This is a genomic window from Streptomyces sp. NPDC002018, assembly GCF_042890865.1.
Lineage (GTDB): Bacteria > Actinomycetota > Actinomycetes > Streptomycetales > Streptomycetaceae > Streptomyces.
Genome location: NZ_JBIASO010000002.1, coordinates 388,908 through 412,513, shown reverse-complemented (window position 1 = coordinate 412,513; position 23,606 = coordinate 388,908). Strand labels below are relative to the sequence as shown.

General features: G+C 72.5%; 22 protein-coding genes. 11 read left to right on the top strand and 11 right to left on the bottom strand.

Going from position 1 to position 23,606, the window contains the following annotated elements:
* Positions 1 to 229: 229 nt before the first annotated feature.
* The 6 genes from ACFYYH_RS05325 to ACFYYH_RS05300 all read left to right on the top strand — a co-directional run bounded on the left by ACFYYH_RS05325 (position 230) and on the right by ACFYYH_RS05300 (position 7,258).
* On the top strand, positions 230 to 958 hold the full coding sequence (locus ACFYYH_RS05325) for a cupin domain-containing protein (protein WP_388546138.1): 729 nt from the start codon (positions 230 to 232) through the stop codon (positions 956 to 958).
* A complete protein-coding gene (locus tag ACFYYH_RS05320; protein ID WP_388546135.1) occupies positions 955 to 2,100 on the top strand; it encodes a hypothetical protein in 1,146 nt (381 codons plus the stop codon). The genes ACFYYH_RS05325 and ACFYYH_RS05320 overlap by 4 nt, the downstream gene beginning before the upstream one ends.
* Positions 2,097 to 3,113: a hypothetical protein gene (locus ACFYYH_RS05315; protein ID WP_388546132.1), complete on the top strand. Its 1,017-nt coding sequence runs from the start codon at positions 2,097 to 2,099 to the stop codon at positions 3,111 to 3,113. Before ACFYYH_RS05320 ends, ACFYYH_RS05315 begins: the two co-directional genes overlap by 4 nt.
* Positions 3,079 to 3,675, top strand: a complete 597-nt coding sequence (locus ACFYYH_RS05310; RefSeq protein WP_388546130.1) for a hypothetical protein — start codon at positions 3,079 to 3,081, stop codon at positions 3,673 to 3,675. The genes ACFYYH_RS05315 and ACFYYH_RS05310 overlap by 35 nt, the downstream gene beginning before the upstream one ends.
* Positions 3,676 to 3,917: 242 nt before the next feature.
* Positions 3,918 to 5,762 (top strand): asparagine synthetase B family protein, encoded by a 1,845-nt coding sequence (locus tag ACFYYH_RS05305; RefSeq protein WP_388546128.1) that lies wholly within the window; start codon positions 3,918 to 3,920, stop codon positions 5,760 to 5,762.
* Positions 5,763 to 5,782: 20 nt separating this feature from the next.
* Positions 5,783 to 7,258 (top strand): aldehyde dehydrogenase family protein, encoded by a 1,476-nt coding sequence (locus tag ACFYYH_RS05300; protein WP_388546125.1) that lies wholly within the window; start codon positions 5,783 to 5,785, stop codon positions 7,256 to 7,258.
* A gap of 51 nt (positions 7,259 to 7,309) precedes the next feature.
* Here ACFYYH_RS05300 and ACFYYH_RS05295 read toward each other — a convergent pair whose 3' ends face one another.
* Positions 7,310 to 7,951 carry a TetR/AcrR family transcriptional regulator gene (locus ACFYYH_RS05295; RefSeq protein WP_388546122.1) on the bottom strand — a complete coding sequence of 214 codons (642 nt, stop codon included), beginning with the start codon at positions 7,949 to 7,951 and terminating at the stop codon, positions 7,310 to 7,312.
* Positions 7,952 to 8,158: 207 nt separating this feature from the next.
* A complete protein-coding gene (locus ACFYYH_RS05290; RefSeq protein WP_388546354.1) occupies positions 8,159 to 8,755 on the bottom strand; it encodes a hemolysin III family protein in 597 nt (198 codons plus the stop codon).
* 364 nt (positions 8,756 to 9,119) lie between these two features.
* On the opposite strand from ACFYYH_RS05290, the gene ACFYYH_RS05285 reads away from it, so the two are divergent.
* Together ACFYYH_RS05285 and ACFYYH_RS05280 are read left to right on the top strand one after the other, a co-directional pair.
* Entirely contained in the window at positions 9,120 to 10,955 is a 1,836-nt protein-coding gene (locus ACFYYH_RS05285) for a phosphoenolpyruvate carboxykinase (GTP) (protein WP_388546119.1), read from the top strand.
* A 75-nt stretch (positions 10,956 to 11,030) separates the two neighbouring features.
* Positions 11,031 to 11,306 carry a hypothetical protein gene (locus ACFYYH_RS05280; RefSeq protein WP_388546116.1) on the top strand — a complete coding sequence of 92 codons (276 nt, stop codon included), beginning with the start codon at positions 11,031 to 11,033 and terminating at the stop codon, positions 11,304 to 11,306.
* A 23-nt stretch (positions 11,307 to 11,329) separates the two neighbouring features.
* Here the strand turns inward: ACFYYH_RS05280 and ACFYYH_RS05275 are convergent, their stop codons facing one another.
* The 4 genes from ACFYYH_RS05275 to ACFYYH_RS05260 are packed head-to-tail and all read right to left on the bottom strand — an operon-like array spanning position 11,330 to position 15,887.
* The gene (locus ACFYYH_RS05275; protein WP_388546114.1) at positions 11,330 to 11,950 is read right to left on the bottom strand and encodes a hypothetical protein; all 621 of its coding nucleotides are present in this window, start codon (positions 11,948 to 11,950) and stop codon (positions 11,330 to 11,332) included.
* Entirely contained in the window at positions 11,937 to 13,556 is a 1,620-nt protein-coding gene (locus tag ACFYYH_RS05270; protein ID WP_388546111.1) for an extracellular solute-binding protein, read from the bottom strand. The genes ACFYYH_RS05275 and ACFYYH_RS05270 overlap by 14 nt, the downstream gene beginning before the upstream one ends.
* Positions 13,553 to 14,761 carry a toxic anion resistance protein gene (locus ACFYYH_RS05265; RefSeq protein ID WP_388546108.1) on the bottom strand — a complete coding sequence of 403 codons (1,209 nt, stop codon included), beginning with the start codon at positions 14,759 to 14,761 and terminating at the stop codon, positions 13,553 to 13,555. Before ACFYYH_RS05265 ends, ACFYYH_RS05270 begins: the two co-directional genes overlap by 4 nt.
* Before the next feature lie 49 nt (positions 14,762 to 14,810).
* Complete coding sequence (locus tag ACFYYH_RS05260) at positions 14,811 to 15,887, bottom strand: hypothetical protein (RefSeq protein WP_388546105.1); 1,077 nt, start codon at positions 15,885 to 15,887, stop codon at positions 14,811 to 14,813.
* 232 nt (positions 15,888 to 16,119) lie between these two features.
* Between ACFYYH_RS05260 and ACFYYH_RS05255 the strand changes: the two genes are divergently transcribed.
* Positions 16,120 to 16,305, top strand: coding sequence for a hypothetical protein (locus ACFYYH_RS05255; protein WP_388546102.1), 186 nt, complete (start codon positions 16,120 to 16,122; stop codon positions 16,303 to 16,305).
* 59 nt (positions 16,306 to 16,364) lie between these two features.
* Here the strand turns inward: ACFYYH_RS05255 and ACFYYH_RS05250 are convergent, their stop codons facing one another.
* The 3 genes from ACFYYH_RS05250 to ACFYYH_RS05240 form a co-directional block, all read right to left on the bottom strand.
* On the bottom strand, positions 16,365 to 16,769 hold the full coding sequence (locus tag ACFYYH_RS05250; RefSeq protein ID WP_388546099.1) for a hypothetical protein: 405 nt from the start codon (positions 16,767 to 16,769) through the stop codon (positions 16,365 to 16,367).
* Between the two features lie 160 nt (positions 16,770 to 16,929).
* Entirely contained in the window at positions 16,930 to 18,141 is a 1,212-nt protein-coding gene (locus ACFYYH_RS05245) for a pyridoxal phosphate-dependent aminotransferase (RefSeq protein ID WP_388546097.1), read from the bottom strand.
* A gap of 200 nt (positions 18,142 to 18,341) precedes the next feature.
* The gene (locus ACFYYH_RS05240; RefSeq protein ID WP_388546094.1) at positions 18,342 to 19,202 is read right to left on the bottom strand and encodes a helix-turn-helix domain-containing protein; all 861 of its coding nucleotides are present in this window, start codon (positions 19,200 to 19,202) and stop codon (positions 18,342 to 18,344) included.
* A 171-nt stretch (positions 19,203 to 19,373) separates the two neighbouring features.
* On the opposite strand from ACFYYH_RS05240, the gene ACFYYH_RS05235 reads away from it, so the two are divergent.
* Both ACFYYH_RS05235 and ACFYYH_RS05230 read left to right on the top strand, forming a co-directional pair.
* Entirely contained in the window at positions 19,374 to 19,721 is a 348-nt protein-coding gene (locus ACFYYH_RS05235; protein WP_388546092.1) for a DoxX family protein, read from the top strand.
* A 105-nt stretch (positions 19,722 to 19,826) separates the two neighbouring features.
* The gene (locus tag ACFYYH_RS05230) at positions 19,827 to 20,450 is read left to right on the top strand and encodes a hypothetical protein (protein WP_388546090.1); all 624 of its coding nucleotides are present in this window, start codon (positions 19,827 to 19,829) and stop codon (positions 20,448 to 20,450) included.
* 131 nt (positions 20,451 to 20,581) lie between these two features.
* Here the strand turns inward: ACFYYH_RS05230 and ACFYYH_RS05225 are convergent, their stop codons facing one another.
* Both ACFYYH_RS05225 and ACFYYH_RS05220 read right to left on the bottom strand, forming a co-directional pair.
* Positions 20,582 to 22,210 carry an amidohydrolase family protein gene (locus ACFYYH_RS05225; protein WP_388546087.1) on the bottom strand — a complete coding sequence of 543 codons (1,629 nt, stop codon included), beginning with the start codon at positions 22,208 to 22,210 and terminating at the stop codon, positions 20,582 to 20,584.
* A gap of 11 nt (positions 22,211 to 22,221) precedes the next feature.
* Complete coding sequence (locus ACFYYH_RS05220; RefSeq protein ID WP_388546085.1) at positions 22,222 to 23,586, bottom strand: amino acid deaminase; 1,365 nt, start codon at positions 23,584 to 23,586, stop codon at positions 22,222 to 22,224.
* Positions 23,587 to 23,606 lie beyond the last annotated feature (20 nt).

The window sequence follows — 23,606 nt, the reverse complement described above, 5'->3', positions numbered from 1 at the left end:
CTGTTACACGACTCCGCTCTCCCGTGACCGTCCCGCCGCGCGGACGGCGGACGGAAGACGGAGGACGGCGGACGGCGGAGGAACGGAAGAGGGGGGACGGAGGCGTCGGACGCGCTTCGTTCACCGTGACCTCGCCTGCCATTTGTGCCATCCGCGCCATGTGTTCCCGGGCACCGGCCTACGATGCGATCGTGGGTCGACAGCGCGATGGGGGGCGTCGATGTCCGGCGTGGAATTCGGATCCGGCAGGTCGGGGCTGCGCGGTATGGCGCGGCTGGCGCGTGAACTGCCGTACGGGGTGGAGCTGTTCCAGCTCGGCTCCGAGGGCAGTGTGCTGTTCGCGGACCGTGACGGGGCGCGGGAGCTGGGACCCCGGGAGGAGTTCCTGCCCTTCATCGACGACGGGCAGTTCGCCCACTATCTCGTCGGTGACGCGGGGACCTCGCCCGAGCGCCCGTCCAACGCCACCGTCAAACTCGGCGTCGTCGGGCCGCGCAGCGCGTTCACCCCGCACGCCCACGGCGGTGAGCACTTCGTACTCAGCCTCGGCCACGCCTCCTGCGGTCTCTGGGACGCGCCCCGGGGCCGGGTCACCGAGATCCCGCTCGTCCCCGGCGGGATGATCCGTATCCCCGAGATGATGCCCCACTCCTTCGCCAACCGGGGCACCAGGCCGCTGAACATCCTCGCCGCCAACACCGGCTTCGGCATCGATCACGAGGACTACGCCATCACCGCGGACGAGGCCGAGCGCCGCGCCACGGACGATGTCGTACGCGGCCGTCGGCACAGCGTCGGCACCGTCGCCCGGATCGGCACCGACTTCGGGCTGCTCGCCGCCGCGCTGCGCGACATCGAACGGGCCCAGCGGCTCAGGGGCGTCGGCACGACCACCGCGCGGGAGCGGCTCGCCGCCGGGCTGCGCCGGGTCGCGTCCGCGCTGGAGGCCCCGAGATGATCTGCCCGCACTGCGACAAGAACCTGCTCTTCAAGGAGCGGCCCGACCGCACCTGCTCCAAGTGCGGCGAGCGCTACGCCCTGGACCCGAGGACCAACTCGCTGGGGCTGAGCGACGCACGGATCCGCCGCCTCATGGCGAAGCTCACCGACGGCGGGCGGCTGAAGATCTCCCTCGACCAGCTCGGCGCCGCCGCGATACGCAAGAAACAGATCAGCTCCGAGGACGGGACCGCGACGGCCATCGGATGCACGGTGATGGGGGTGCCGGTCGGCGTCGGGCTGCTCATCGCGGGCGCGGCCGTCGGCGGGGACGAGGGCATACTCAGCTTCCTCGGCGTCGTGCTCCTCGTCGCTGTCGTCATCTCCGTGGTCGCCGCCCTGCGGAGCGGCAGACGCGGGCTCCATGACGCCAGGCTGAACATGTTCCGCAGCGCCCTGCTGACCGACTGGAAGCAGGTCTACGGTTCGCTCCCGGCCGGGATCGTGGCCGACATCCCGCACGGCGCCGTCCACCGGCCGGACCGGGCGCGGATCGCGCTGCTCTGCCCCGACCGGGCCGTCGCCGCCTTCCTGGCCGCCAACGGGATGCCGGAGCGGTACGGGGTCGCCGTCGTCACCGATGTTCCGCAGGTGCCGGACGCGCTGCCCGTCATCGTGCTCCACGACGCGAGCGCCGCCGGGTGCCGGATGGTGCTGCGGGCCCGTGAGGAACTGCCGGGCCGCCGGGTCGTCGACGGGGGGCTGCCCCCGCGCGCGGTGATGAAGGTGAAGGACGCGCCGGTGGTACGCGGCGCCCGGCCGGCGCCCGACCTCCTCGCGGAACTGGGCGGGAACGCGAGCGGGAGTGGGAGTGGGAACGCGAGCGGGAGTGGGAACGCGAGCGGGAGTGGGAACGCGAGCGGGAGTGGGGACGCGAGCGGGAATGGGAACGCGAGCGGGAGCGGGACGCTGACCAAGGACGAACTGGGGTGGCTGGCCAAGGGGCGGGCCGTACCCCTGATCGCCGTACGGCCCGCGAGGCTCATCGCCGCCGTCACCAGGACCGTCGAACGCGTCGCCGCCACGTCCGGCCCGGATCCCGACCGGCGCAGGGCCGAGGCCGTCGGCTTCCTCACCTGGCCCGGCGAGGCGGGCCGATGAGGCCACGCGTCGGCGCGGGCCTCGGTGACCGGCTGCTCGACCGTGCCCTCACCACCGCGGTGGCCCGCGCGGGCGCGCCGGGGCGTATCCGGTTCACCGAGCGCCAGCTCTACTACGAGATGTGCCGTGTGCTGCGCCCGCTGCACACCGTGCCGCGCCGGATCCCGCTCACGCCGGCCCCGCCCGTACGGTACGAACGGTTCGAGGAGGCGCTGCGCCGGCGGGGCGAGGTGCCGGGGCTGCTGAGGTCCCTGCCGCCCGGCCCGTCCGCTCCGGCCGGTCCGCCGTCCGGCCCGTCCGCTCCGGCCGGTTCATCAGCTCCCGCCGGTCCGCCCGCCGGTCCGTCGTCCGGTCCGCCCGCCGGTGCCTCGGCCGGTCCGCCCGCCGCGCGTCCGGCGCCCGAGGAGCCCGACCTCTACGACTACGGGCTGCCCCGGCTGCTCGTCTGCCAGAGCCGCTCCGTGGCCCGGATGCTGCTCGCCAACGACATCCATCTGGAGGCCGCCTGCCCGGTGCTCGCCGCCGAGGGCCTGCCGCTCGACCCCCGCCTCGCCGCCGGGCTCGCCCGGGTCGACGGCGCCACCGTGCAGGTCCTGCACGACGCGAGCACCGCCGGGATCGCCCTCACCGCGCGGGTGCGCGCGGACCTCCCCGGGGTGCGGGTCTCCTCGATGGGCCTCGTCCCCCGGCACGCCGTGGCGCTGCACCTGGTCTCGCCGCACGGCCCGGCGCCGGGGCCGGACGACGGGCGGGCGCTGCCCTCCGGGCTCGGCCCCCGTGAGCGCGACTGGCTCGCCGAAGGGCGCTACGCCGAGGTGGAGTCGATCCAGCCGGCGCGTCTGCTCCGTACGGTCCTGCGCGTGGTACGCGGACCGAGAATGCCCAGCCACTCCCTGTGGACCGGTCTGCGCGAGCTGCGTACGGCCGGGTTCATGACCTGGCCGACGGACCGGCCGGGCGATACGAGGACACGAGGCGATGAACCGGCCACGCGAAACACCGTACAGAGATGAACTGCTCGCGGACGGCAGTGTCCACCGCCGGTACGAGGACGGGCGCGAGGAGTGGCGGCGGCGCGAGGGCGGCACCGTGGTGCGCTGGCACGACAACCGGGGCGCCGCAGGCACCGACGAACTGCTCGGCGGCCGGATCATCAAACGGTGGTACGCGGACGGCACCGTCGCCTACGGCCGGGACATCGGCTACGGCCGTACGGTCTGGGGCCAGGGCGAGACGGTCATGGTCAACAGGACCTCGTTCGGCGGACGCGTGGGTGTCCTGCTCGGCGGACTCGGTCTGGCGACGCTCGCGGTCACGGCGGCCCAGTTCCCGCCGGTGAGTCTCAGCCCGGAGGAGGAGGAAGAGCTGCGGCAGCAGGCGGCGGCCCAGAACTCCTCCGGCGGTGACGCGGGCGGCGGCGGCTCCTACGACGACGGCAGTGGCGGCGATTCCGGGGCCGGCGATCCCGGGGATTCCGGCGATCCCGGCGGTTCCGGCGGTGACAGCGGCGACTGGGACTCCGGGGACGACTGGAACTCCGACGACGGCGGCTGGAGCGACGACGACTTCGGATGAGCCGTGACGGATCCGCCACGGCGGGCGAGCCGGACCCCGTGCCCGAGCCCGACCCCGAGCTTGACCCCGAGCCCGAGCCCGCCGTGCCGTGCCGTGTCCCGCGTGGTCGAGCGGGGACCGAGCAGCGGACCCATCGGGAGATCCGGCGGACGACCCGGCGGAAGATCCAGCAGGAGACCGAGCGGAAGACCAGCAGAAGGCCAGCGGAAGACCAGCGGAAGACCGGCAGAAGGAGGACGACGATGGCGCGGTTCAGCGCCTTCCTGGCGGCGGATCCCGCGCACGCCCGGGACCAACTGGCAGCGACGGGCGCCCGTGTGCGCCCCGACGGCCCCGCGCTGGCGCTGATCGAGGACGAACCGGGCCATGCCACCGGCCCGTTCACCGCGTACGGCCGCACCGCCGTTGGTGAGGTCACGCTCCACAACCGGCCCGAACTGCTCACCGCGCTGGCCGAGGCCGGCGCCCCCGCCCCGCCCGACTGCGCCGACGGAGAGCTGCTGCTGCGCTGCTGGGCGCGGCTCGGTGCGGCCGGGATTCGCGCGGCGGAGGGCATGTTCGCCCTCGCCGTGCACGAGGACGGCGCGCTGGTCCTGATCCGCGACCATGTCGGGGCCCGCACCCTGTTCTACGCCCGCGCCGGGAACTGCTGGGCCGCGTCCACCTCGCTCCGGGCCCTGCGCCGCTGGCCCGCGCTCGGCACGGGCCTCGAACTGGCCGCCGTACGCTCGTTCCTGACCTTCGCCTATCTCCCCGGCGAGGAGACCCTGCTGCGCGGAGTGCGCGAGGTGCTGCCCGGACGGTGTCTGCGGCTGGCGGCGGACGGGAACCTCACGGAGGAGCACTACTGGGAGCCCCAGGAGCTGATCGAGGACGACGGCGCCGGGCCCGCGAGCTACGCGCTGCGGCTGCGTGAACTGCTGGAGGAGGCCACCGCGCGGCGGCTGCCGGAGGCGGAGGCCGTGGGTGTGCTGCTCTCCGGCGGTGTCGACAGCTCGCTGGTGACCGCCCTCGCCGCCAAGCTGCACGCCCACCCCGTGCACACGTACTCCATCAGCTTCGGCGACGAACTCCCCAACGAACTCGGCTACTCGGGCCTGGTCGCCGCGCACTGCCACACCCGCCACCGGGTGCTCACGGTGTCCGGGGAGGCCGTGGCCGCCCGGCTCGCGGAGGCCGCGGCACTGCTCGACAGCCCCGTGGGCGATCCGCTCACCGTGCCCAATCTGATGCTGGCCGAGGCCGTGGCGGGCGACGGGCTGCGGGTCGTGCTCAACGGGGAGGGCGGGGACCCGGTCTTCGGCGGGCCGAAGAACCTGCCCATGCTGGTCCACGAGATGCACCGCGACATGCACCGCGACATGTCGGCCGGGCTGCCCGGCGGGGCCGACGGATACACCGGATCCGATGGACACGCCGGATCCGACGGACACGCCGTATCCGGCGGGTACGCGGGGGCCGCCCGTGAGACCGCCTATCTGCGCTCGTACCGCAAGTGCTACACCGATCTCCCCGAGCTGCTCACCCCCGAGACGCTCGACGCCCTCGCCACCGCGCCCCGTCCGGAACGTTTCGTCACCCCGTATCTGCGGCCCGGGGCGAGGGACGGCCGGATGGACCATCTGCTCAATCAGCTTCTGCACTGCAATCTGCGGACCAAGGGCGCCCATCACATCCTCACCAAGGTCGAACGGCTCACCGCCTCCCAGTCGCTCCAGGGCCGCGCCCCGCTCTTCGACCGGCGGGTGGTGGACCACGCCTTCGCCACCCCGCCCCGGTGGAAGCTCAACGGCGCGGTGGAGAAGTGGGTGCTGAAGGAGGCCGTACGGGATCTCCTGCCCGGCACGGTGGTGGACCGGCCCAAGAGCGGGATGCGCGTCCCGGTGCAGCAGTGGCTCGGCGGACCGCTGCGCGAGCTGGCGGGCGATCTGCTGCTGGGCCGGGAGGCACGCGCCCGCGGGCTCTTCCGGCAGGACACCGTACGCGCGTGGATGCGCGGGGAGGGCGCGCTGCTGCCCCGGCAGGGCGGCAAGCTGTGGCTCGTGCTCACCCTGGAACTGTGGCTGCGCGCCTACGACATACGCTGAATACGCCGATGGAGGCCCGGTTGAGCACCGACACCGACACCGCCACCGATACCCACACCGACACCGCCACCGATACCGACACCGAAACCCCCGCCGAAACCGCCACCGCCACGGACACCGCCGCCGTGGCCCCGGACACCGTTCCGGACACCGTGTCGCTGGTCGATCCCCGTACCGGACGGGTACGCGGTGAGTCCGCCGTCGCCCGGGGGGAGCGGGTCACCGCCGCCGTCGCGGCGGGCCGCCGGGCCTTCGGCGGCTGGCGGGCGCTGACCCCGAGGGAACGGTCACGGCGGCTCGACCGCCTCGCCGGTCTGATCGAGGAGCACGCCGCCGAGTACGCCGCCCTGGAGCGCGCCGGTACGGGCAAACCGCTCCACGAGGCGGCCGGTGAGGTGGAGCAGGCGGCGGATCTCTTCCGCTTCTACGCCTGGGCCGCGCGCACCCAGGCGGCCCCGGCCGCCGGCAGCTTTGTCGCGGGCCATGAGAGCTGGGTCCGCTGGGAGCCGCTCGGTGTCGTCGGGGTGGTCGTCCCCTGGAACTACCCGCTGATGATGGCCACCTGGCGGTGCGCGCCCGCGCTCGCCGCCGGGAACACGGTCGTGACCAAGCCCGCGCAGACCACCCCCGACTCGCTCACCCTGCTCGCCGGGCACGCCCGCGAGGCGCTCGGCGCGGGGGTGGTCCAGACGCTCCCCGGCGACCGCGAGACCGGCCGGCTGCTGGTGGCGGCCGAGGTGGACATGGTGGCCTTCACCGGGAGCGCGGGCGCAGGGGCCGAGGTGGCGGCGCGCGCGGGCACCCGGCGCGTCAGCCTGGAACTGGGCGGCAACAGCCCGGTCGTCGTCCTGCCCGACGCCCCCGAGGACACCTGGACGGAGCTGGCCGCGGCGGTCACGTACAACGCCGGGCAGAGCTGTGCCGTCCCCGCGCGGGTGATCACCCTCCGCGAGAACCACGAGTCGGCCGTGGCCCTGCTCTCCGACGCGATGCGCGAGCGCCGCGCGGGCCGTGACTTCGGCCCGCTCAACAACGCCGACCAGGCGGCGCGTTACGACCGTATCGTCGGCGCCTCCGCCGCCAAGGTGACCGTGACCGGCGAACTGGCCCCGGGGGAGGGCGAGGAGGGCGGCTACTGGCGGCCCGCGTGTGTGCTCGCCGAGCTGCCGGACGACGATCCCGCGGTGGTGGAGGAGGTCTTCGGCCCGCTGCTGACGGTCCAGGCGGCGGACACGGTCGAGGACGCGCTCGCCCTGGCGAACGGGGTGCCGCAGGCCCTCGCGGCGAGTGTCTGGACGCGTGATCTGTCGGCGGGACTCGGTATCGCCGGGCGGCTGAACGCGGGGGAGGCCTGGGTCAACTGCCATCTGGTGCAGACGGCGGAGCTTCCCCACGGAGGACGTGGCTCCTCGGGCCATGGCACGGACCTCAGCACACTGGCCCTGCACGAGTACCAGCGCCCGAAGACGATCACCGCCAGGCTGCGGACGAGCTGAGACCGGCCCCTCACAACCGCAGACCGGCGGTCACAGCCGCAGACCGGCCCCTCACAACCGCAGACCGGCGGCGAGGCTGTCCAGAGCGCGGTGGGTCAGGGCGAGCAGATCGTCGCGGCTGCCGCCGCGCTCGCCCCAGTAGAGGGTGATCTCGCGCAGGGCGCCCAGCACGGCGGCGACGAAGATCCGCGTCTCGATGTCGTCGGCGTCCCTGCCGGTACGCTCCGCCAGCACCTCCGTGAGCAGCTTCGCCGTCGTCGACATCGTCTCGGTCATCCTGGCCCGGACGGCGGGGACCTCGACCATCAGCTTGGTGCGCTGGACCAGCTCGTCGTACTCGGAGGCCAGGACGGTCCGGGTCGTCTCGTCCAGGACGGCCCGGATCGACTCCAGCGGAGCTTCCCCGGCCGGCCGGGAGCGCAGTACGGACGCCATGACCGGGTCGTACTCGTCGGTGAGGACGATGTCCTCCTTGGTCGGGAAGTAGCGGAAGACGGTCGAGGGGGAGACCTCGGCCGCTTCCGCGATCTGCTCGATGGTCGTGGCCTCGTACCCCTGCTCGGCGATCAGCCCGTAGGTCGCGCGCCGGATCGCGATCCGGGTCTTGAGCTTCTTGCGCTCGCGCAGGCCCATCGGAGGCTGCGGTTCCGCGCGACGGGCGTGCGTGAGAGAGGTGTGAGAAGTGGCGGCCATGACTCCTATTGTCCGGCATTGACGGGCGCGGAGGCCACGCCCGCGCCATGCCCATGTCAGCACACCGCCCCTCCGGGTGTCCGTGGCACATGACGGTGGATGTCATATGGCACGGACTCCCGAAGGGGCGGTGATGCCGGATTCCCTTCCCGGCGGTACGGCGCGGAGCGGCCGGGCTCAGGAGTGCTCCGGAGTGCTCCGGAGTGCTCAGGAGTGCTGGTAGGCCACCAGGGAGATGCCGACGAAGTGCACGACGAACGCGGCCAGCGTGAAGGAGTGGAACACCTCGTGGAAGCCGAACCAGCGCGGTGACGGGTTGGGGCGCTTGAGGCCGTAGATCACACCGCCGGCGCTGTAGAGCAGTCCGCCGACCACCACGAGCACGAGGACGGCGATCCCGCCGGTCCGCAGGAAATCGGGCAGATAGAACACGGCGGCCCAGCCCATCGCGATATAGCACGGGGTGTAGAGCCAGCGCGGCGCCCCGACCCAGAACACCCGGAAGGCTATGCCCGCGGCCGCGGCCGCCCAGACCGCCCACAGCAGGGTCCGGCCCGTCGATTCGGGCAGCAGCAGCATGGTCAGCGGGGTGTAGGTGCCCGCGATGATCAGGAAGATATTGGCGTGGTCGAGCCGGCGCAGGATGGCCTCGCCGAGCGGTCCCCAGGTGCCGCGGTGGTATATCGCGCTGACGCCGAAGAGCAGGCAGGCGGTGAGGACGTAGATCCCGCAGGCGATCCGGGCCCGGACCGAGTCGGTGGTGACGACGAGTGTCAGTCCCGCGACCAGTACGGCGGGGAACATCCCCGCGTGGAGCCAGCCGCGCAGCCTCGGCTTGACCACGTCCAGCAACTCGGGAACGGTCTCCGGGCCGCCTCGGCTCGTGGCCCCTTCCTCTTCCTGTGACTGGGGGTTGGCGAGTGGCTCGGGCGAGGCAGGAGTCATGAGTTCATGCTACCTACGGGAGCGTAGGTTACGTTCCCCCGCACATCACCCCCTGGCCATCTCCCGTGAGTGGCGATGCTCACGTGTGCGCTCCTCTGGACAGATGGGCGCACGCGGCGGATGATCATATGAGTGCGGTCGGCACCGGATGAGCGGCTACGAAGCGTCCGGGTCGCGGCCCCCAAGGGGCAAACAACCTCAAAACCCTCATCAAGGAGCAATCGTGGCGCGCGATATCGCGGCTCCCCCCACCGTTCCCTCCCAGCACCAGGAACTGATCTCCTGGGTCGACGACATCGCGGCGATCACGCGGCCGGACAGCGTGGTCTGGTGCGACGGGTCCGCGAGCGAGTACGAGCGCCTGTGCGGGGAGCTCGTCGCCAAGGGCACGTTCGTCGAACTCGACCCGGTCAAGCGGCCCAACTCGTACTACGCGGCCTCCGACCCGTCCGATGTGGCACGGGTCGAGGACCGTACGTTCATCTGCTCCGAGAAGGAGGAGGACGCGGGGCCGACCAACCACTGGAAGGCGCCCGCCGAGATGCGGGAGATCTTCACGGGGGACAAGGGCGTCTTCCGCGGCTCGATGCGCGGCAGGACGATGTACGTGGTGCCGTTCTGCATGGGTCCGCTGGGCTCCCCGCTCTCCGCGATCGGTGTCGAGATCACCGACTCCGCGTATGTCGCGGCCTCCATGCGCACCATGACCCGGATGGGACAGGCCGTCCTCGACGAGCTGGGCTCCGACGGCTTCTTCGTCAAAGCCGTGCACACGCTGGGCGCGCCGCTGGCGGAGGGCGAGGCCGATGTGCCGTGGCCCTGTAACACGACCAAGTACATCTCGCACTTCCCCGAGTCCCGCGAGATCTGGTCGTACGGTTCCGGCTACGGCGGCAACGCGCTGCTGGGCAAGAAGTGCTACGCGCTGCGTATCGCGTCCGTCATGGCGCGTGACGAGGGCTGGCTCGCCGAGCACATGCTGATCCTCAAGCTCACCCCGCCGAGGGGAGAGTCGAAGTACGTCGCCGCGGCCTTCCCGTCGGCGTGCGGCAAGACGAACCTCGCCATGCTGGAGCCGACCGTCTCCGGCTGGACCGTGGAGACGATAGGCGACGACATCGCCTGGATGCGCTTCGGCGAGGACGGCCGGCTCTACGCGATCAACCCGGAGGCGGGCTTCTTCGGAGTCGCGCCGGGCACGGGCGAGCACACCAACGCCAACGCGATGAAGACCATGTGGGGCAACTCGGTCTTCACCAATGTCGCGCTCACCGACGACGGAGACGTCTGGTGGGAGGGCATGACGGAGGAGCCGCCCGCGCACCTCACCGACTGGAAGGGCAACGACTGGACACCGGAGTCCGGTACGCCCGCCGCGCACCCCAACGCCCGCTTCACCGTGCCGGCCGGGCAGTGCCCGATCATCGCGCCCGAGTGGGAGGACCCCCGGGGTGTCCCGATCTCGGCCATCCTCTTCGGCGGTCGCCGTGCCTCCGCCGTACCGCTGGTCACCGAGTCCTTCGACTGGCAGCACGGCGTCTTCCTCGGAGCCAACGTCGCCTCCGAGAAGACGGCGGCCGCCGAGGGCAAGGTCGGCGAACTGCGCCGCGACCCCTTCGCCATGCTGCCGTTCTGCGGCTACAACATGGGCGACTACATGGGGCACTGGGTCAAGGTCGGCGCCGATGCCACCGCCCGGGGCGACGGGGCGAAGCTGCCGAAGATCTACTACGTGAACTGGTTCCGCAAGGACGAGGACGGCCAGTTCGTGTGGCCCGGCTTCGGCGAGAACAGCCGGGTGCTCAAGTGGATCGTGGAGCGCCTCGAAGGAAAGGCCGACGGCGTCGAGACCCCGATCGGTGTCCTCCCGACCAAGGAGGCCCTGGACACGGACGGTCTGGCGCTGTCCGAGTCCGAGCTGGACTTCCTGCTCTCGGTCGACAAGGAGGTCTGGCGCGAGGAGGCGGCGCTCGTCCCCGAGCACCTCAACACCTTCGGTGACCACGCGCCCAAGGAGCTGTGGGACGAGTACCACGCGCTGGTGGACCGCCTGCGCTGAGGCGCGCCGCCCCCGCCCCGTGGCGTACGGGCCCGTCGGTTGGCACTCTGGTCTCCGACGCGAGGGGGGGAACGCATGAGCAGGTCGTCGCTCAGGCAGGTGACCGGACAGGTGACCGGGCACGCGCTCGGGCAGGCGTACAGGCCGGTGACCGGGCCGGCGCGGTTCGTGGCGGCCGGGGCGGTGATGCTCGCGCTGCTCGGTGCGAGCGGGTGCGACGGGGACGGCGACGGGGAGCGCCCCGGGCCGTCCTCGACCCCCGTCACCATGCCGGCGACGCTGCCGCCCCTGCCGCCGCCGGAGACCGGGGGCGACGGGGGCGGCGAGGGCGGCGGCACCGAGCGGCCGTAGGCGGTTGCGGCGCCCGGGCGCGGCTACGGCGCCCGGCGGCGGTCCTCCAGATAGCGGGTATGGGTCTCCTGGCGCCGGGACTCGGCCTCCCGCAGCGCCGTCGCCAGCGCGCGGGCCTCGTCGTACAGGACCGTGAGCTGGCGTTCGAGATGGCGCTCCGGGGGTTCGGTGCCGGGCTGGAGCCGGGTCCACCAGCGGGTGCGCACGAATGTGTCCACCGACTCCGGGACATCCTGGCGGACGGCCCGGGACAGGGCGTGCACGCCCTCCGCGTCCATGGCCAGCGCCTCGGCGACCCAGCCGGGTTCGAGGAGCGCGTCCAGCACCTCGGTCAGCTCGGTGAGGCGGCCGGCCGCGGCGGGCGGCAGGTCGACCTCGGCCAGATACGCGCGGAGCCTGGTGAAGTCGGCGCGCAGCTCGTCCAGTTGCTCCGCCGGATCGCTGAAGGCCGGGGCGTCCGGGCGTTCCGGCGGGGCGATCAGGGCGCCCGCGCCGTACAGCCCCGCCACGACCACCGGCCAGTAGGACCCCGCCAGGCCGGTGAAGGTCAGCGCCAGCCCTCCCACGCCCGCCGCACCGCCCACCAGGTTCTTGCGCGACTCCAGATAGGCCAGGACCCCGCCGAGCGCTCTACTGGTAGCCACGGATCTCCTCGAAGGCGCCGTCGAGCGACTGGTCCCCACCGGTCGCGTCGAACAGCCGGCCGCCCGTGAGCCGGGCGATGTGCTCCAGCTCGGCGCGGTCCGAGTCGCCGAAGAGGATGGGGAAGACGGGGGTGGTGCGCCGGGACGGGGGCAGCTCCGCGTAGAAGCCGTCGAAGTCGCCGGCGCTCGCGCCGGTCGTGTTCTCGCCGTCCGTCATCAGCACGACGGAGGTGAAGGTGTCGGTGTCGCCGTCGCCCAGATGGGAGTACGCCTCCCGCAGACTGCTGTAGACGGCCGTGTCGCCGGAGGCCGACAGCGCCCTGGCGTCCGCGCGGATCGCGTCCAGCGCGGCGGCCCGGTTCCCCGGATCCACCGTATGGCTGCGGACCTGTTTCACCTCGGAGCCGAACGGCATCAGCGTCACCTCCTCCCGGTCACGGAAGCGCTCCCCGGTCGCGGAGTCGTCCGTACCGGTGAGCCCGGCCAGCGCGTCCTTCAGCCGGGCGAGCCGCTCGCCCTCCATCGAGCCCGAGGTGTCCAGCACATACACGGTGCGGGAGGGACGGCGGAGCTGGTTCTCGTACGAGTCGAGCAGCCCGTCGGCGACCGAACGCGTGCCGGGGAAGGGCAGTTCACGGCGCTTGTCGCCGGCCAGCCCCGCCGCGGGCGGCACGGACGGCACGACGGGCCGCCGGAACGTCTGCTCGGTCAGCGCCTTCTGGGCCTCTGGGCCGCGCAGATACGCGGTGAGGGCCTGGCCCGCCTCCCGGGCCTCCCGGGGCGCCGACGTCAGCAGGGTGAAGGGGTAGTCGGCGGTCACCACCCCGTCCCTGGGACGGATCACGGTGAGCCCGGTGCGGCTGTCCCGGTTCATGGAGAGCAGTACCGACTCGTAGTTGACGAGCGCGTCGACGCTGCCGCGCCGGGTGTACGCCGTCGCCAGCCACCCGGACGAACCGGAGGTCAGCTTCTGCCCGGTGAAGAACTCCTTCAGCTTCGCGGACGCCCGGCGCACATCGGCGTCCGTGAGCGCCGACTGCGCCCCCGAGAGTCCCGAGGCCACCGAGATCAGCGCGGAGAAGCCGGAGTTGGAGCGCACCGGGTCGGTCATCCCGTAGGTCAGCTTCCCGGCCACGACCGCCTGGTGCACCTGCGACCAGGTGACCTGGTCGGGCCGCCAGCCGAGCCGCCGTACGGTCTGCGTCCGCACTCCGAGCGCGACGGGCGAGGACATCACCGGTGTCTCGTTGGTCAGGCGCCGCGCGGCCCCCGGGTCCAGCCGCAGATAGTCGTTGGACGACAGCCAGACCGCGTCGTACCTGCCGTCCGCCTCGCCCGACGCGATCAGCTCGGCGGCGTCCAGCGTGCCGGTCCAGGTGGGGCGTACCCGCACCCCCGTCCTCCGCTCGGCCAGGTCCAGTACGCCCCGCATATCGGCGAGTTCGCTGGAGGCGAGCACCCGGAGGGTGCCCGGACGGTGGGCCGTGTCCGGGCCGGGTTCCGGTCCGTCCGGCGTGCCGCCCCCGCCCGAGCCCCCGCCGCCCGTGCATGCCGTGGCGGCGGTCAGCAGGGCCGTGACCAGTACGGCGGTCAGCGCGCGTCTCACCGGAGGCCCCCTTCCAGCGCGCCCGCAGAACGGGTCCGCTCCAGATGGGTGCTCGCGAGCTGGAGTTCGGCCGTCAGCGACTCCACCGTGGACGCCATCGACTCCGTCGCCTGGATCTTGTACGTGTCGATCGCGTCCAGCGTCCGGTAGATCTGCTGGAACGCGGAGCGCAGGGTCTCCGCCCCCACCGCCGGGTCGGCCGCGACGCGCTGGATCTCACCGCTCTGGGTGGCCAGCATCTCCGCGTTGCCGCGGATCAGGTCCTCCGTGGTCGAGCGCAGCACGTTCACCTGCTCGGTCACCCTGCGCTGGTTCTCCAGGGCCGAGGACAGCATCACCGCGATCCGCAGCGCCGAGACCGTGGTGGTGGCGGCGCGGTCGACGCCCTTGATCAGCTCCTCGTTGTTGCGCCGTACGACGTCCATCGCCAGATATCCCTGCGCGCACACCGCGAGCTGGGTCAGCAGGTCCTGGTGCTTCTGCCGGACGGGAAAGAGGACATCGGCGCGGAGCGCGTCCGCCTGCGCCGGATCGGCCGCCTCGACCGTGCCGATGCGCTCCTCGACCGCCGTGTCGAGCGCCGAGGTGAGCACCGCGTACTCCTGGAGCTTGCCCATGGTCTCCCACAGACGTGTGCGCTCGGTGTGCAACGCGGCGTTGTCGCGGCGCAGTTCGTCCTGGCCGCCCCGGAGCGAGCTCACGATCCTGTTCAGGGTGCCCTGGGAGGAGGCGTACTGGGCGGCGTGATCGCGCAGTCTGTTGCCGCCGGGCAGCCGGGAGAGAAACCGGCGGGCCCCCTTGCCCGGGGTGTCGCGCGGGTCGAGGTCCTCGACCGTACGGCGCAGTTCGACCAGTGAGGACGACACCCGGGCCTGCGCGTCCTCGCCACCGGACGCCAGGGAGCGGACCGTACGGTCGAGCATCCGGTTGGACTGCTGGGCCGCGGTACGGATCTCACCCGAGCCGAGACCGGCGATCTCGCCGATCCGGGCGGTGAACTCGGGCGAGCGGGCGTCGAGCGCGGCGAGCGACCCGACGTAGTCCGTGGCGCGCCGGGTCATCTCCTCGCGTACGGAGTCGTCGACCGGCACCAGTCCGGCGGCCTGTTCGGAGCGGACCGGGGCGACGGGTTCCGGCGGGGTGAGGATCAACTCGGCCGGGCCGGCGGGCCCGGGACCGCTCCCGGGACTCTGTTCTGTGGACATCTGGTTCCCCCTGGGACGTGGAAGAGCGAAGCGCGAGGAGCCGGTACGGCTACGACCGGGCCTGCCGCGCCATCGCGTGCAGCCACTCGGTGGTGGGCACGGGCGCCTGGCGCACCCCGGTCAGCCGCTGATTGAGGAAGGCCCGGTAGGGGGCGGTGGCGGTGGTGAACTCCGCCGCGGCTCCCTGCGGCCGGAAGCCGTGCCGTACCGCCAGCTCCCGCAGCCGCGGGTCCGTCGTGAGCAGGGCGCCGAGCGCCCGGCCGTTCTCGGTGAGCGGGACGAGGGTGTGGTCGCTGTTGACGGTGGTGTCCGGGTAGAGCACCACCAGGTCCCCGACGTCCTGCTTCTGGAGCAGCACCGAGGCCACCTGCGATTCGTAGACCAGCACGAGCGGATTGCCGACGCCGCTGATGAAGTCGCGGAACGGGGCGTCGGAACTGCTCTGCTGGGCGCCCTGGACCACGGTGAGCTGCTTGAGCAGCGGTGCCGTACGGGCGACGGCCGCCTTGTCGCCGACGACCTTCCCGCCGTCGGCGACATAGGACGCGGCGGCGAGATAGAGCGCGCCCGAACTGGAGGTCATGGGGTCGGTGCTGGTGATGAAGACCGTGCCGGTCAGCTCGGCGTGGGCGGCGGCGCCCCTGAGCCGCTGCCAGGTCCGCTGCTCGCGCGCGGCCTCCAGATACGGGCCCATCCGCAGGGTGCCGCGCGACGCGCCGTCCAGGGTGGCCAGCCCGTTGCCGGCCAGGACCTGGGCGGCGGAGCGATGGGCGACCACCACCAGCGGGGAGTAGAAGGGCCGCGGCGGGGTGCCCCGCACCCGGTGCTTGGCGGCCAGCTCGTCGGCCGGCGCCTTGGAGGACGGAAAGGCGAAGTCCGCCCCGTCCAGGGAGAGTTCCTCCATGGCCCAGGAGCCGGAGGTCTCCGTCCGCACGGTGTAACCGTGTTCGTCGAGGGCCCTGACCACATCGGGGTCGGCGAAGAACTCCGCCTTCTCCGAACCGATGACCCCGCGCACGGTCTTCGTTGCCGTGCCTGCTCCCTGACTCTCCCGGCCTGCCACGACGGCTGCTGCCACTCCGCCGATCAGCAGCACCGCCAGGATGATTCCCACGATGCGTCTCACATGGGAAGCGTGCTCGCGGATACCCACGTTCCGGGGGGAGTTGGGTGTACGCGGGGTGAAGTGCCCATCCCGGTAAGGAACCGGAGCGAAGGGTTCACAGCGGTCACGCCGGTCACGGCGCCCGCGCACCCGGGCTCCGCACCGCTTGACTCTCCCGCCGTGGGAGACCCGAGGGTCCGCTGCGACTTCGGCGCCGACCATCTCGGCGCGGACCACGTCGAGGCGTTCCGCGGTGCCTCGCGGACGGCCCTTCGACGGCGTACAGGATCTGGCCGCGCCGGCTCTTCCGGTCGTACGGGAGATCTACGGCGATCTGCCGCGCACGGCAGGCGGCTCCTTCGCCCCGCCCCGGCGGGTGACCGGGGACGCCAGCCCTCTCGACCGGCTGGCGGGCTATCTCGGCCGCGAGGCCCTCTGAGCGGCGCGGGGCGGTGGCACCCGGTCCGCGCGCCTCCGCGGCCCGCGGGACCGGGGCCGTCAGTGGGCGCCGACCAGCCGCTGGCCCTGCGGGGCCGGCAGCGTGTCCAGCGCGGCGGTGTGCGCGTCCATGCGCTCGGCGGAGAGGATCGCCGCGGCGGTGTCGGCGCGCGAGGCGGCGACGACCAGCGCGCGGCCCGCGAGGGCCAGGGCGCGGCGGTGGAGCGCGACCGGGTCGGCGTCGGTGAGCGCCGCGTGGCGGGCCGGCGGGGTGCCGCGCAGCCGGGCGATCTGCCGGGCGATGCTCTCGGCGGGACCGTCGAGACCCAGTTCGTCGGTGACGGCGAGCAGTGCGGAGAGATGTCCGGCGAGCTGGATGTTCAGCTCTTCCTCGCGGGTGCGGTGGGGGAAATCTGCGTCATCGGCCATCGTGTGGACCGACTTGGCGCGGATCGGCTCGTACATGAGGATGGCCTCCTGGCATCGTCAGGAGACCATCCTACCTTGGATTCAGTCTAAAGTTGAGTGGAGTCCGGAGGGTGGGTCCGGAGGGCGGGTCCGCAGGGCCGGGGGGCCGAGGGGCACGGACGGCAGGGTCGCGGGTCCGGGGCCGTCTCCCGGGTGGCTACGGCTGTGCGTAGCCGTCCAGGAAGTTCCCGATCCGGGTCACCGCGTCCGCCAGATCCTGGACGGCGGGCAGGGTCACGATCCGGAAGTGGTCCGGCTCCGGCCAGTTGAAGCCCGTACCGTGCACGACCATGATCTTCTCGGCCCGCAGCAGGTCGAGCACCATCTGCCGGTCGTCCTTGATCTTGTAGACCTTCGGGTCGAGCCGGGGGAAGAGATACAGCGCGCCCTTGGGCTTGACGCAGGTCACGCCCGGGATCCGGGTGAGCAGCTCGTACGCGGTGTTCCGCTGCTCCAGGATCCGGCCGCCCGGCAGCACCAGATCCTGGATCGACTGCCGGCCGCCCAGCGCCGTGGCCACCGCGTGCTGCGACGGCATATTGGCGCACAGCCGCATATTGGCCAGGATCGTCAGGCCCTCGATGTACGAGGCCGCGTGCGCCTTGGGGCCGCAGACCGCCAGCCAGCCGGAGCGGAACCCGGCCACCCGGTAGTTCTTGGAGAGCCCGTTGAAGGTGAGCGTGAGCAGATCGGGCGCGATGGCGCCGGTCGGGGTGTGTGTGGCGCCGTCGTACAGGATCCGGTCGTAGATCTCGTCGGAGCAGACGACGAGATGGTGGCGGCGGGCGATCTCCGTGAGCGCCGTGAGCATCTCCTCGCCGTATACGGCGCCCGTGGGATTGTTCGGGTTGATGATCACGAGCGCCTTGGTGCGGTCGGTGATCTTCCGCTCGATGTCGGCGAGGTCCGGCATCCAGTCGGACTGCTCGTCGCAGCGGTAGTGCACGGCCGTGCCGCCCGCGAGGGAGACCGCCGCGGTCCACAGCGGATAGTCCGGGGCGGGTACGAGCACCTCGTCGCCGTCGTCGAGCAGCGCCTGCATCGACATCTGGATCAGTTCGGAGACCCCGTTGCCGAGGTAGATGTCCTCGACGTCCAGCTCGATGCCCTTGGTCTGGTAGTGCTGCATCACCGCGCGCCGGGCGGAGAGCAGCCCCTTCGCGTCGCCGTAGCCATGGGCGTCCCCGAGATTGCGGAGGACGTCCTCCAGGATCTCGGGCGGGCACTCGAAGCCGAAGGCGGCCGGGTTGCCGGTGTTGAGCTTGAGGATGCGCTGGCCCGCCGCCTCCAGCCGCATCGCCTCGTCGAGGACGGGGCCCCGGATCTCGTAACAGACGTTGGCGAGCTTCGTCGACTGGATGACCTGCATGTCCGCGAGCTTACGGCCGCGTAACGGAGCCCGCGTGGTGTTTTGGGACACGTCACCGGGTCGGGGCGGGGTTGTGGGCCGGGCGGCGCAGTCCGGCGTGCGGGCGTGCTCGATGTGTGCCGCCCGCCGTGCGCAGCCGTACGCGGTGCTCAGCCCGGCACCGGGTTCAGCCCGCCACCGTGTTCAGCCCGGCACCGGCTTCAGCCAGCCACCGCGCGCAGCGCGCCGGGGCGGCGGCCGGTGAGGGTGTCGAGCGCGGTGGCCGTCGCCTCGTCGGCCGGGAGATGGATCAGCAGCCGCTGGCCCTCGGCCTCCGGCAGTTCGAGGCACTCGTCGAGCAGCCGCAGCTCCCCCGCGCCGGGATGCGCCAGCCGCCACGGGGTGAGGCTCGCGGGCATCCGGGGCGCGGCGGCCCAGCGCTCCGTGAACGAGGCGCCCGCGACCCGGGTCAGCTCCTCGACGATCGCCGCGAGATGGGGATCGTCCGGTACGGAGCCGGTCTTCAGCCGGCCGACCTGCTCGTCGGCGGCGCGGGACCACTCCGGGTGCGCGGTACGGGCCCGGGGGTCCTGGAACAGATACCGGACGAGACTCGGCGCCGGCGCGTCCAGCAGGCCGAGCGGGCGGACGAGCTGCTCGTAACCGCTGGTGAAGGCGAGCACCTCGGTCAGCCGGTTCAGCAGGACGGCGGGGGTGGGCTCCAGCCGGTCGAGCACCGCGCGCAGGGTGGGCCGTACGGTCCTGGCCGGGGGGCGGCCCGCCCCCGGGCAGAGCTTGAGCGTGTCGCTGGTCGCCTTGACGCGGTGCAGCAGGGCGAACCGCTCGTCGTCGGTGAGCCGCAGGGCGTCCGCGAGCGCGGTCAGCACCTGCGGGGACGGATGACGGTCCCGGCCCTGTTCGAGCCGGGCCAGATACTCGACGCTGATCCCTGCGAGCGTGGCCAGCTCCGAGCGGCGCAGACCGGGCGTACGGCGCCGGCTGCCGTCCGCGAGCCCGACCTCGGCGGGGGTGACGGACTCGCGGCGGGCGCGCAGGAAGAGGCCCAGCTCGTTGTCGCTCACGGCACGCAATGTACCGGCCGGAGCCCGCCCCGGGGTGCGGGGGATCGTAGCCCTGTCACTACTAGCCTCAGCCCGGTGTTCCTCCGCGCGCCGGACTCCGGCACGTTGGGCGGGGGCCCGCGACCGGTGGCCCCTCTGTGGTCTTCCCCGCACACCTCCGAGAGGTCCTCCGTGTTCATCGCCTACGCCGTTGTCGGCATCCTGCTCGCCGCCGTCCTGACGGGCTCCGCCTTCGCCACCTTCACCCGGCAGGAGGCGGTCGTCGGTTCGATGTCCTCGCTGGGCGTCCCCGACTCCTGGTTCCCGCGCCTCGCCGCGCTCAAGGCGGCGGGCGCGGTGGGCCTGGTGGTGGGGCTCTGGGTCGTCCCGCTGGGCGTGGCCGCCGCGATCGGCGTGATCCTCTACTTCATCGGCGCCGCCATCACCCACCTGCGCGTGAAGGACTACGCGATCGCCCCGGTCGTCGTCATCTTCCTGCTGGCGGTCGCGGCCCTGGTCCTGCGCCTGGCCTCGGCCTGAGCCCGAGCCCCCGCTCCCCGCGGACCGGACGTCCCGCGGGCGTCCCGAACCCCCCTTCCGCGCCTGCGAGTTGAGGGCGGTCCACGGGCGTGGAAGAGTCGCGTCGTGAACAGGAACATGGACGCGTTCGTACCGGGGTTCATCAGCGGGACCTGGCCCGGCGACAGGATCGACTCCCAGCCCGGCCCGCCCCCGCTGATCGACCGGGCCGGAGATCTCGTGGTGGCGGGCGGCACCGTGCGATGGACGTCCCCCGCCTACGAGAACGAGGGGGGCGGGCGTTCCCACCCGGTGCCGGACGGGACGTATCCCGTGTACGCGGGCAGCGTCCCGTGGGAGGACGAGGACAACGGTCCGCGGTACTACGTGACCTCGCTCTTCATTCCTCTCGCGGAACCCGGACCGCTGGCCGCGTCGAGCTGGGACGACGGCTATGACGGCGGAGGCCCGGTGTTCGAGAGCTACGCCTGTCTGTGGAGCGAACGCGCGAGTCGCGCGACGCTTCCCCACTGGGGGGACGACCGGAGCGAGTTCCTCCTCAGGACGGAGAAGGAACTGCTGTCCGGGGACGCGCTCTCCAGAAGGGGCAACTGGACCGACGAGGTCGTCGATCCGGAGACCGGTGCGAACGTGCTGGCGTTCCCGGTGTATTTCGACATCAGCATGACGGGGTTCGAGGCGAGGGGCGAGGACGGGCGGCTCGTCGGCCTTCTCTTCACCACCTGGTGAGACTTCCCGAAAGCGCCCTCCCGCCGTCCTCCCCCGGCTCTCCCGCCGTTCTCCCGCCCCGGGCCGGTGAACCTCGCCGAGGGGTTCCGCCGGTCCGGGGCGGAGGGCGCTTTCCACGGGGCCCGGCCGGTCTACCGCCCCGGTGTCCGGCGTACGGAGCGGCCCGCCAGGACGTCCGTGCGGCGGCCGTCCTCGATCACGAAGCGGCCGTCGATCAGTACGTACGGGATACCGGTCGGCAGCACGCGCGGTGACGCGAAGGTCGAGCCCGCCGCGACCGTGGCCGGGTCGAAGAGGACCAGATCGGCCCGGTACCCCTCCCGGACCAGACCGCGGTCGGGCAGGCGCAGCCGCGCGGCCGGGCGCGAGGTCAGATGGGCCACGCACTCCTCCAGCGACAGCACGCCCAGGTCACGCGCGTACCGGCCCAGATACTGGGGGAAGGTGCCGTAGGCGCGCGGGTGCGGCTTGGCGCCCTGGAGGATGCCGTCGCTGCCGCCCGTGTGGACCCGGTGGCGCATGATCGCGCGGACGTTCTCCTCGTGGCCCACGTGCTGGAGGATCGTCGGGGCCAGCCGGTCGTCGATCAGCAGCCGGCGGGCCGTCGTCCAGGGGCTCTCGCCGCGCGCGCCCGCCGACTCCGCGACCGTACGGCCCACATGGTCCGCCAGCTCCGGCGCCGAGACACCGGAGATCTCGATCGTGTCCCACTCGATGGGCACCCCGTGGCAGCCGTCGGAGCCCACCACCTCCAGATGGTGGCGGATCCGCTCGGCGGCGGTGTCGTCGCGGAGCCGCTCCAGCACGGTGTCGGGACCGCCCTCGTTCGCCCAGCTCGGCAGCATCGCGACGAGCGTGGTGCAGCCGGGGGTGTACGGATAGGTGTCGAGGGAGATGTCCGCGCCCGTCTCCAGCGCCCGGTCGAGCAGGGCGAGCAGTTCGGGCGCCTTCCCCTTGTTGACGCCGAAGTTCATGGTGGCGTGGGCGAGATGGAGGGCGCAGCCCGCGTGACGGGTGAGCGTCACCATCTCGTCGTACGCCTGGAGGGCTCCGGCGCCGTACGAGCGGTGGTGCGGGCAGTAATAGCCGTCGTACTCCGCCACCACCCGGCACAGCTCGGTCAGTTCGGCGTCGTTCGCGTACATCCCGGGCGTGTAGGTCAGCCCGGAGGACATCCCGACCGCGCCCTGTTCCATGGACTCGGCCACCAGCCGCTTCATCCGGGTGAGTTCGGCGTCGGTCGCGGGCCGGTCGTCCCAGCCGACCGCGTACATACGGACCGTGCCCTGCGGGATCAGATACGCGGCGTTGACCGCGATGCCCCGGCCGTCGAAGCCGTGGTCGAGGCGGTCCAGATACTCCCCGACCGTGCGCCAGTCGAAGTCGACGCCCGTGTCGCCGGGCGCGCCGCCGTTCCAGCCGGTGATCGTCCGCCGGACCTCGGCCAGGGTCCGGTCGTCGACGGGCGCGTACGACAGACCGTCCTGGCCGATCACTTCGAGGGTCACGCCCTGCGCGGCCTTCGCGGAGTGGTCGGGGTCGCGCAGCAGCGCGAGATCGCTGTGCGCGTGCATGTCGATGAAGCCGGGGGACAGGACGAGCCCGTCGGCGTCGAGGACCCGGGCGCCGCCGAGCCGGGCGCCGCCCGCGCCCTCCGCGCGTATCGCGGCGATGCGGCCGTCGGTGAGGCCCACGTCCGCGCGGTACGAGGGGCCGCCGGTGCCGTCGATGACACGCGCGTCCCGGAGAACGAGATCCATGACCGGCCCTCTCAGAAGAACGTACGGATGAGGTCCGTGACCGTGCCGTCCGCCGACACCAGCGGAATGAGCTGCCACTTGTCGAACGAGGTGCACGGATGGGACAGCCCCATCCCGACCCAGTCTCCGACCTCCAGATCCGCCCCGGGGGCGGTGGTCAGCCAGCCGTGCTGGTCGGACAGGCCCGTGACCGTGACCCCGGCCGCCGGGCGGATCTCGCCGGTGCGGCCGTCCCGTACGACCTGGGCCTCGGGCAGATCCAGGTCGTACGCCGCGTCCCGCTTGCCCGCGTTGACGAAGGCCTGACCGGGGGAGGGACGGGAGACGACCTGGGCCCAGAGCCGGAACGCGGGCTGGAGGGAGCCCTCCTCGGGGACCCGGTTGAAGGGGGTGAGATGGCGGTAGTGCCCGTCGTCGTGCGAGATGTACGCGCCCGAGCGCAGCAGCTTGAGCACGGGACGGGAGAGCGGGGGGATCTCCGCGAAGACGTCCGCGACGGCGTCGAACCAGGCGCTGCCGCCCGCGCTGATGACGATCTCGTCGGGGACACCCGCGTCCGTACCCGCACCCGCACCCGTATCCGCATCTGTACCCGCACCGGCACCGGCACCGGCACCGCCGAAGCGGCCGGCCTTGTCGAAGTCGGCCGCCAGGGCGACGAGTCGGCGCAGCCAGGCGCGGACGCTGTCACCGTCGGCCGCCGGCACCTCGCCCTCGTAACCCGCGACGCCCGCCAGCCGCAGGGTCGGCACGGCCGCCACCGCGTCGGCGACCGCCGCGCACTCGGCCTCGGTACGGGCCCCGGTCCTGGCGCCCTCGCCCGCGCCCAGCTCCACCACGACCTCGACCGGGCGGGTGGCGGCCGCCGCCCTCAGGGCCTCGTCCATCAGCTCGACGCCGCGCACGGAGTCGACGTAGCAGAGGAACCGGAAGCCGGGGTCCCGGTCCAGCTCCCCGGCGAGCCAGCGCAGGGCCGCCGCGTCGACCAGCTCGTTGGCGAGGAAGATCCGCCGGATGCCGAAGGCGCGGTAGACGCGGACCTGGTGGGGGACCGCGGCGGTGATGCCCCAGGCGCCGTGGTCGAGCTGGCGCGCGAAGAGCTGGGGCGACATGGAGGTCTTGCCGTGCGGGGCGAAGGCGAGGCCGTGGCGCGCGGAGTAGGTCTCCAGTAGGGCGAGATTGTGCTCGACGGACTCGGCGGAGAGGGCGAGGACGGGGGTGGTGAAGCCGCCGGTGAAGAGGGAGCGGCGCTCGGCGGCGAGCGCGGCGACGGTGAGGCCCTCGGCGTCCGGGGGGAGGCCCTTGAAGCGGTGGTCGACGCGCTCGTCACCGAGTCGCCGGTCCAGACGCTCGTCGGTACGTCCATCGGCGGCCATGGAGCCTCCCCTTGTTTCGG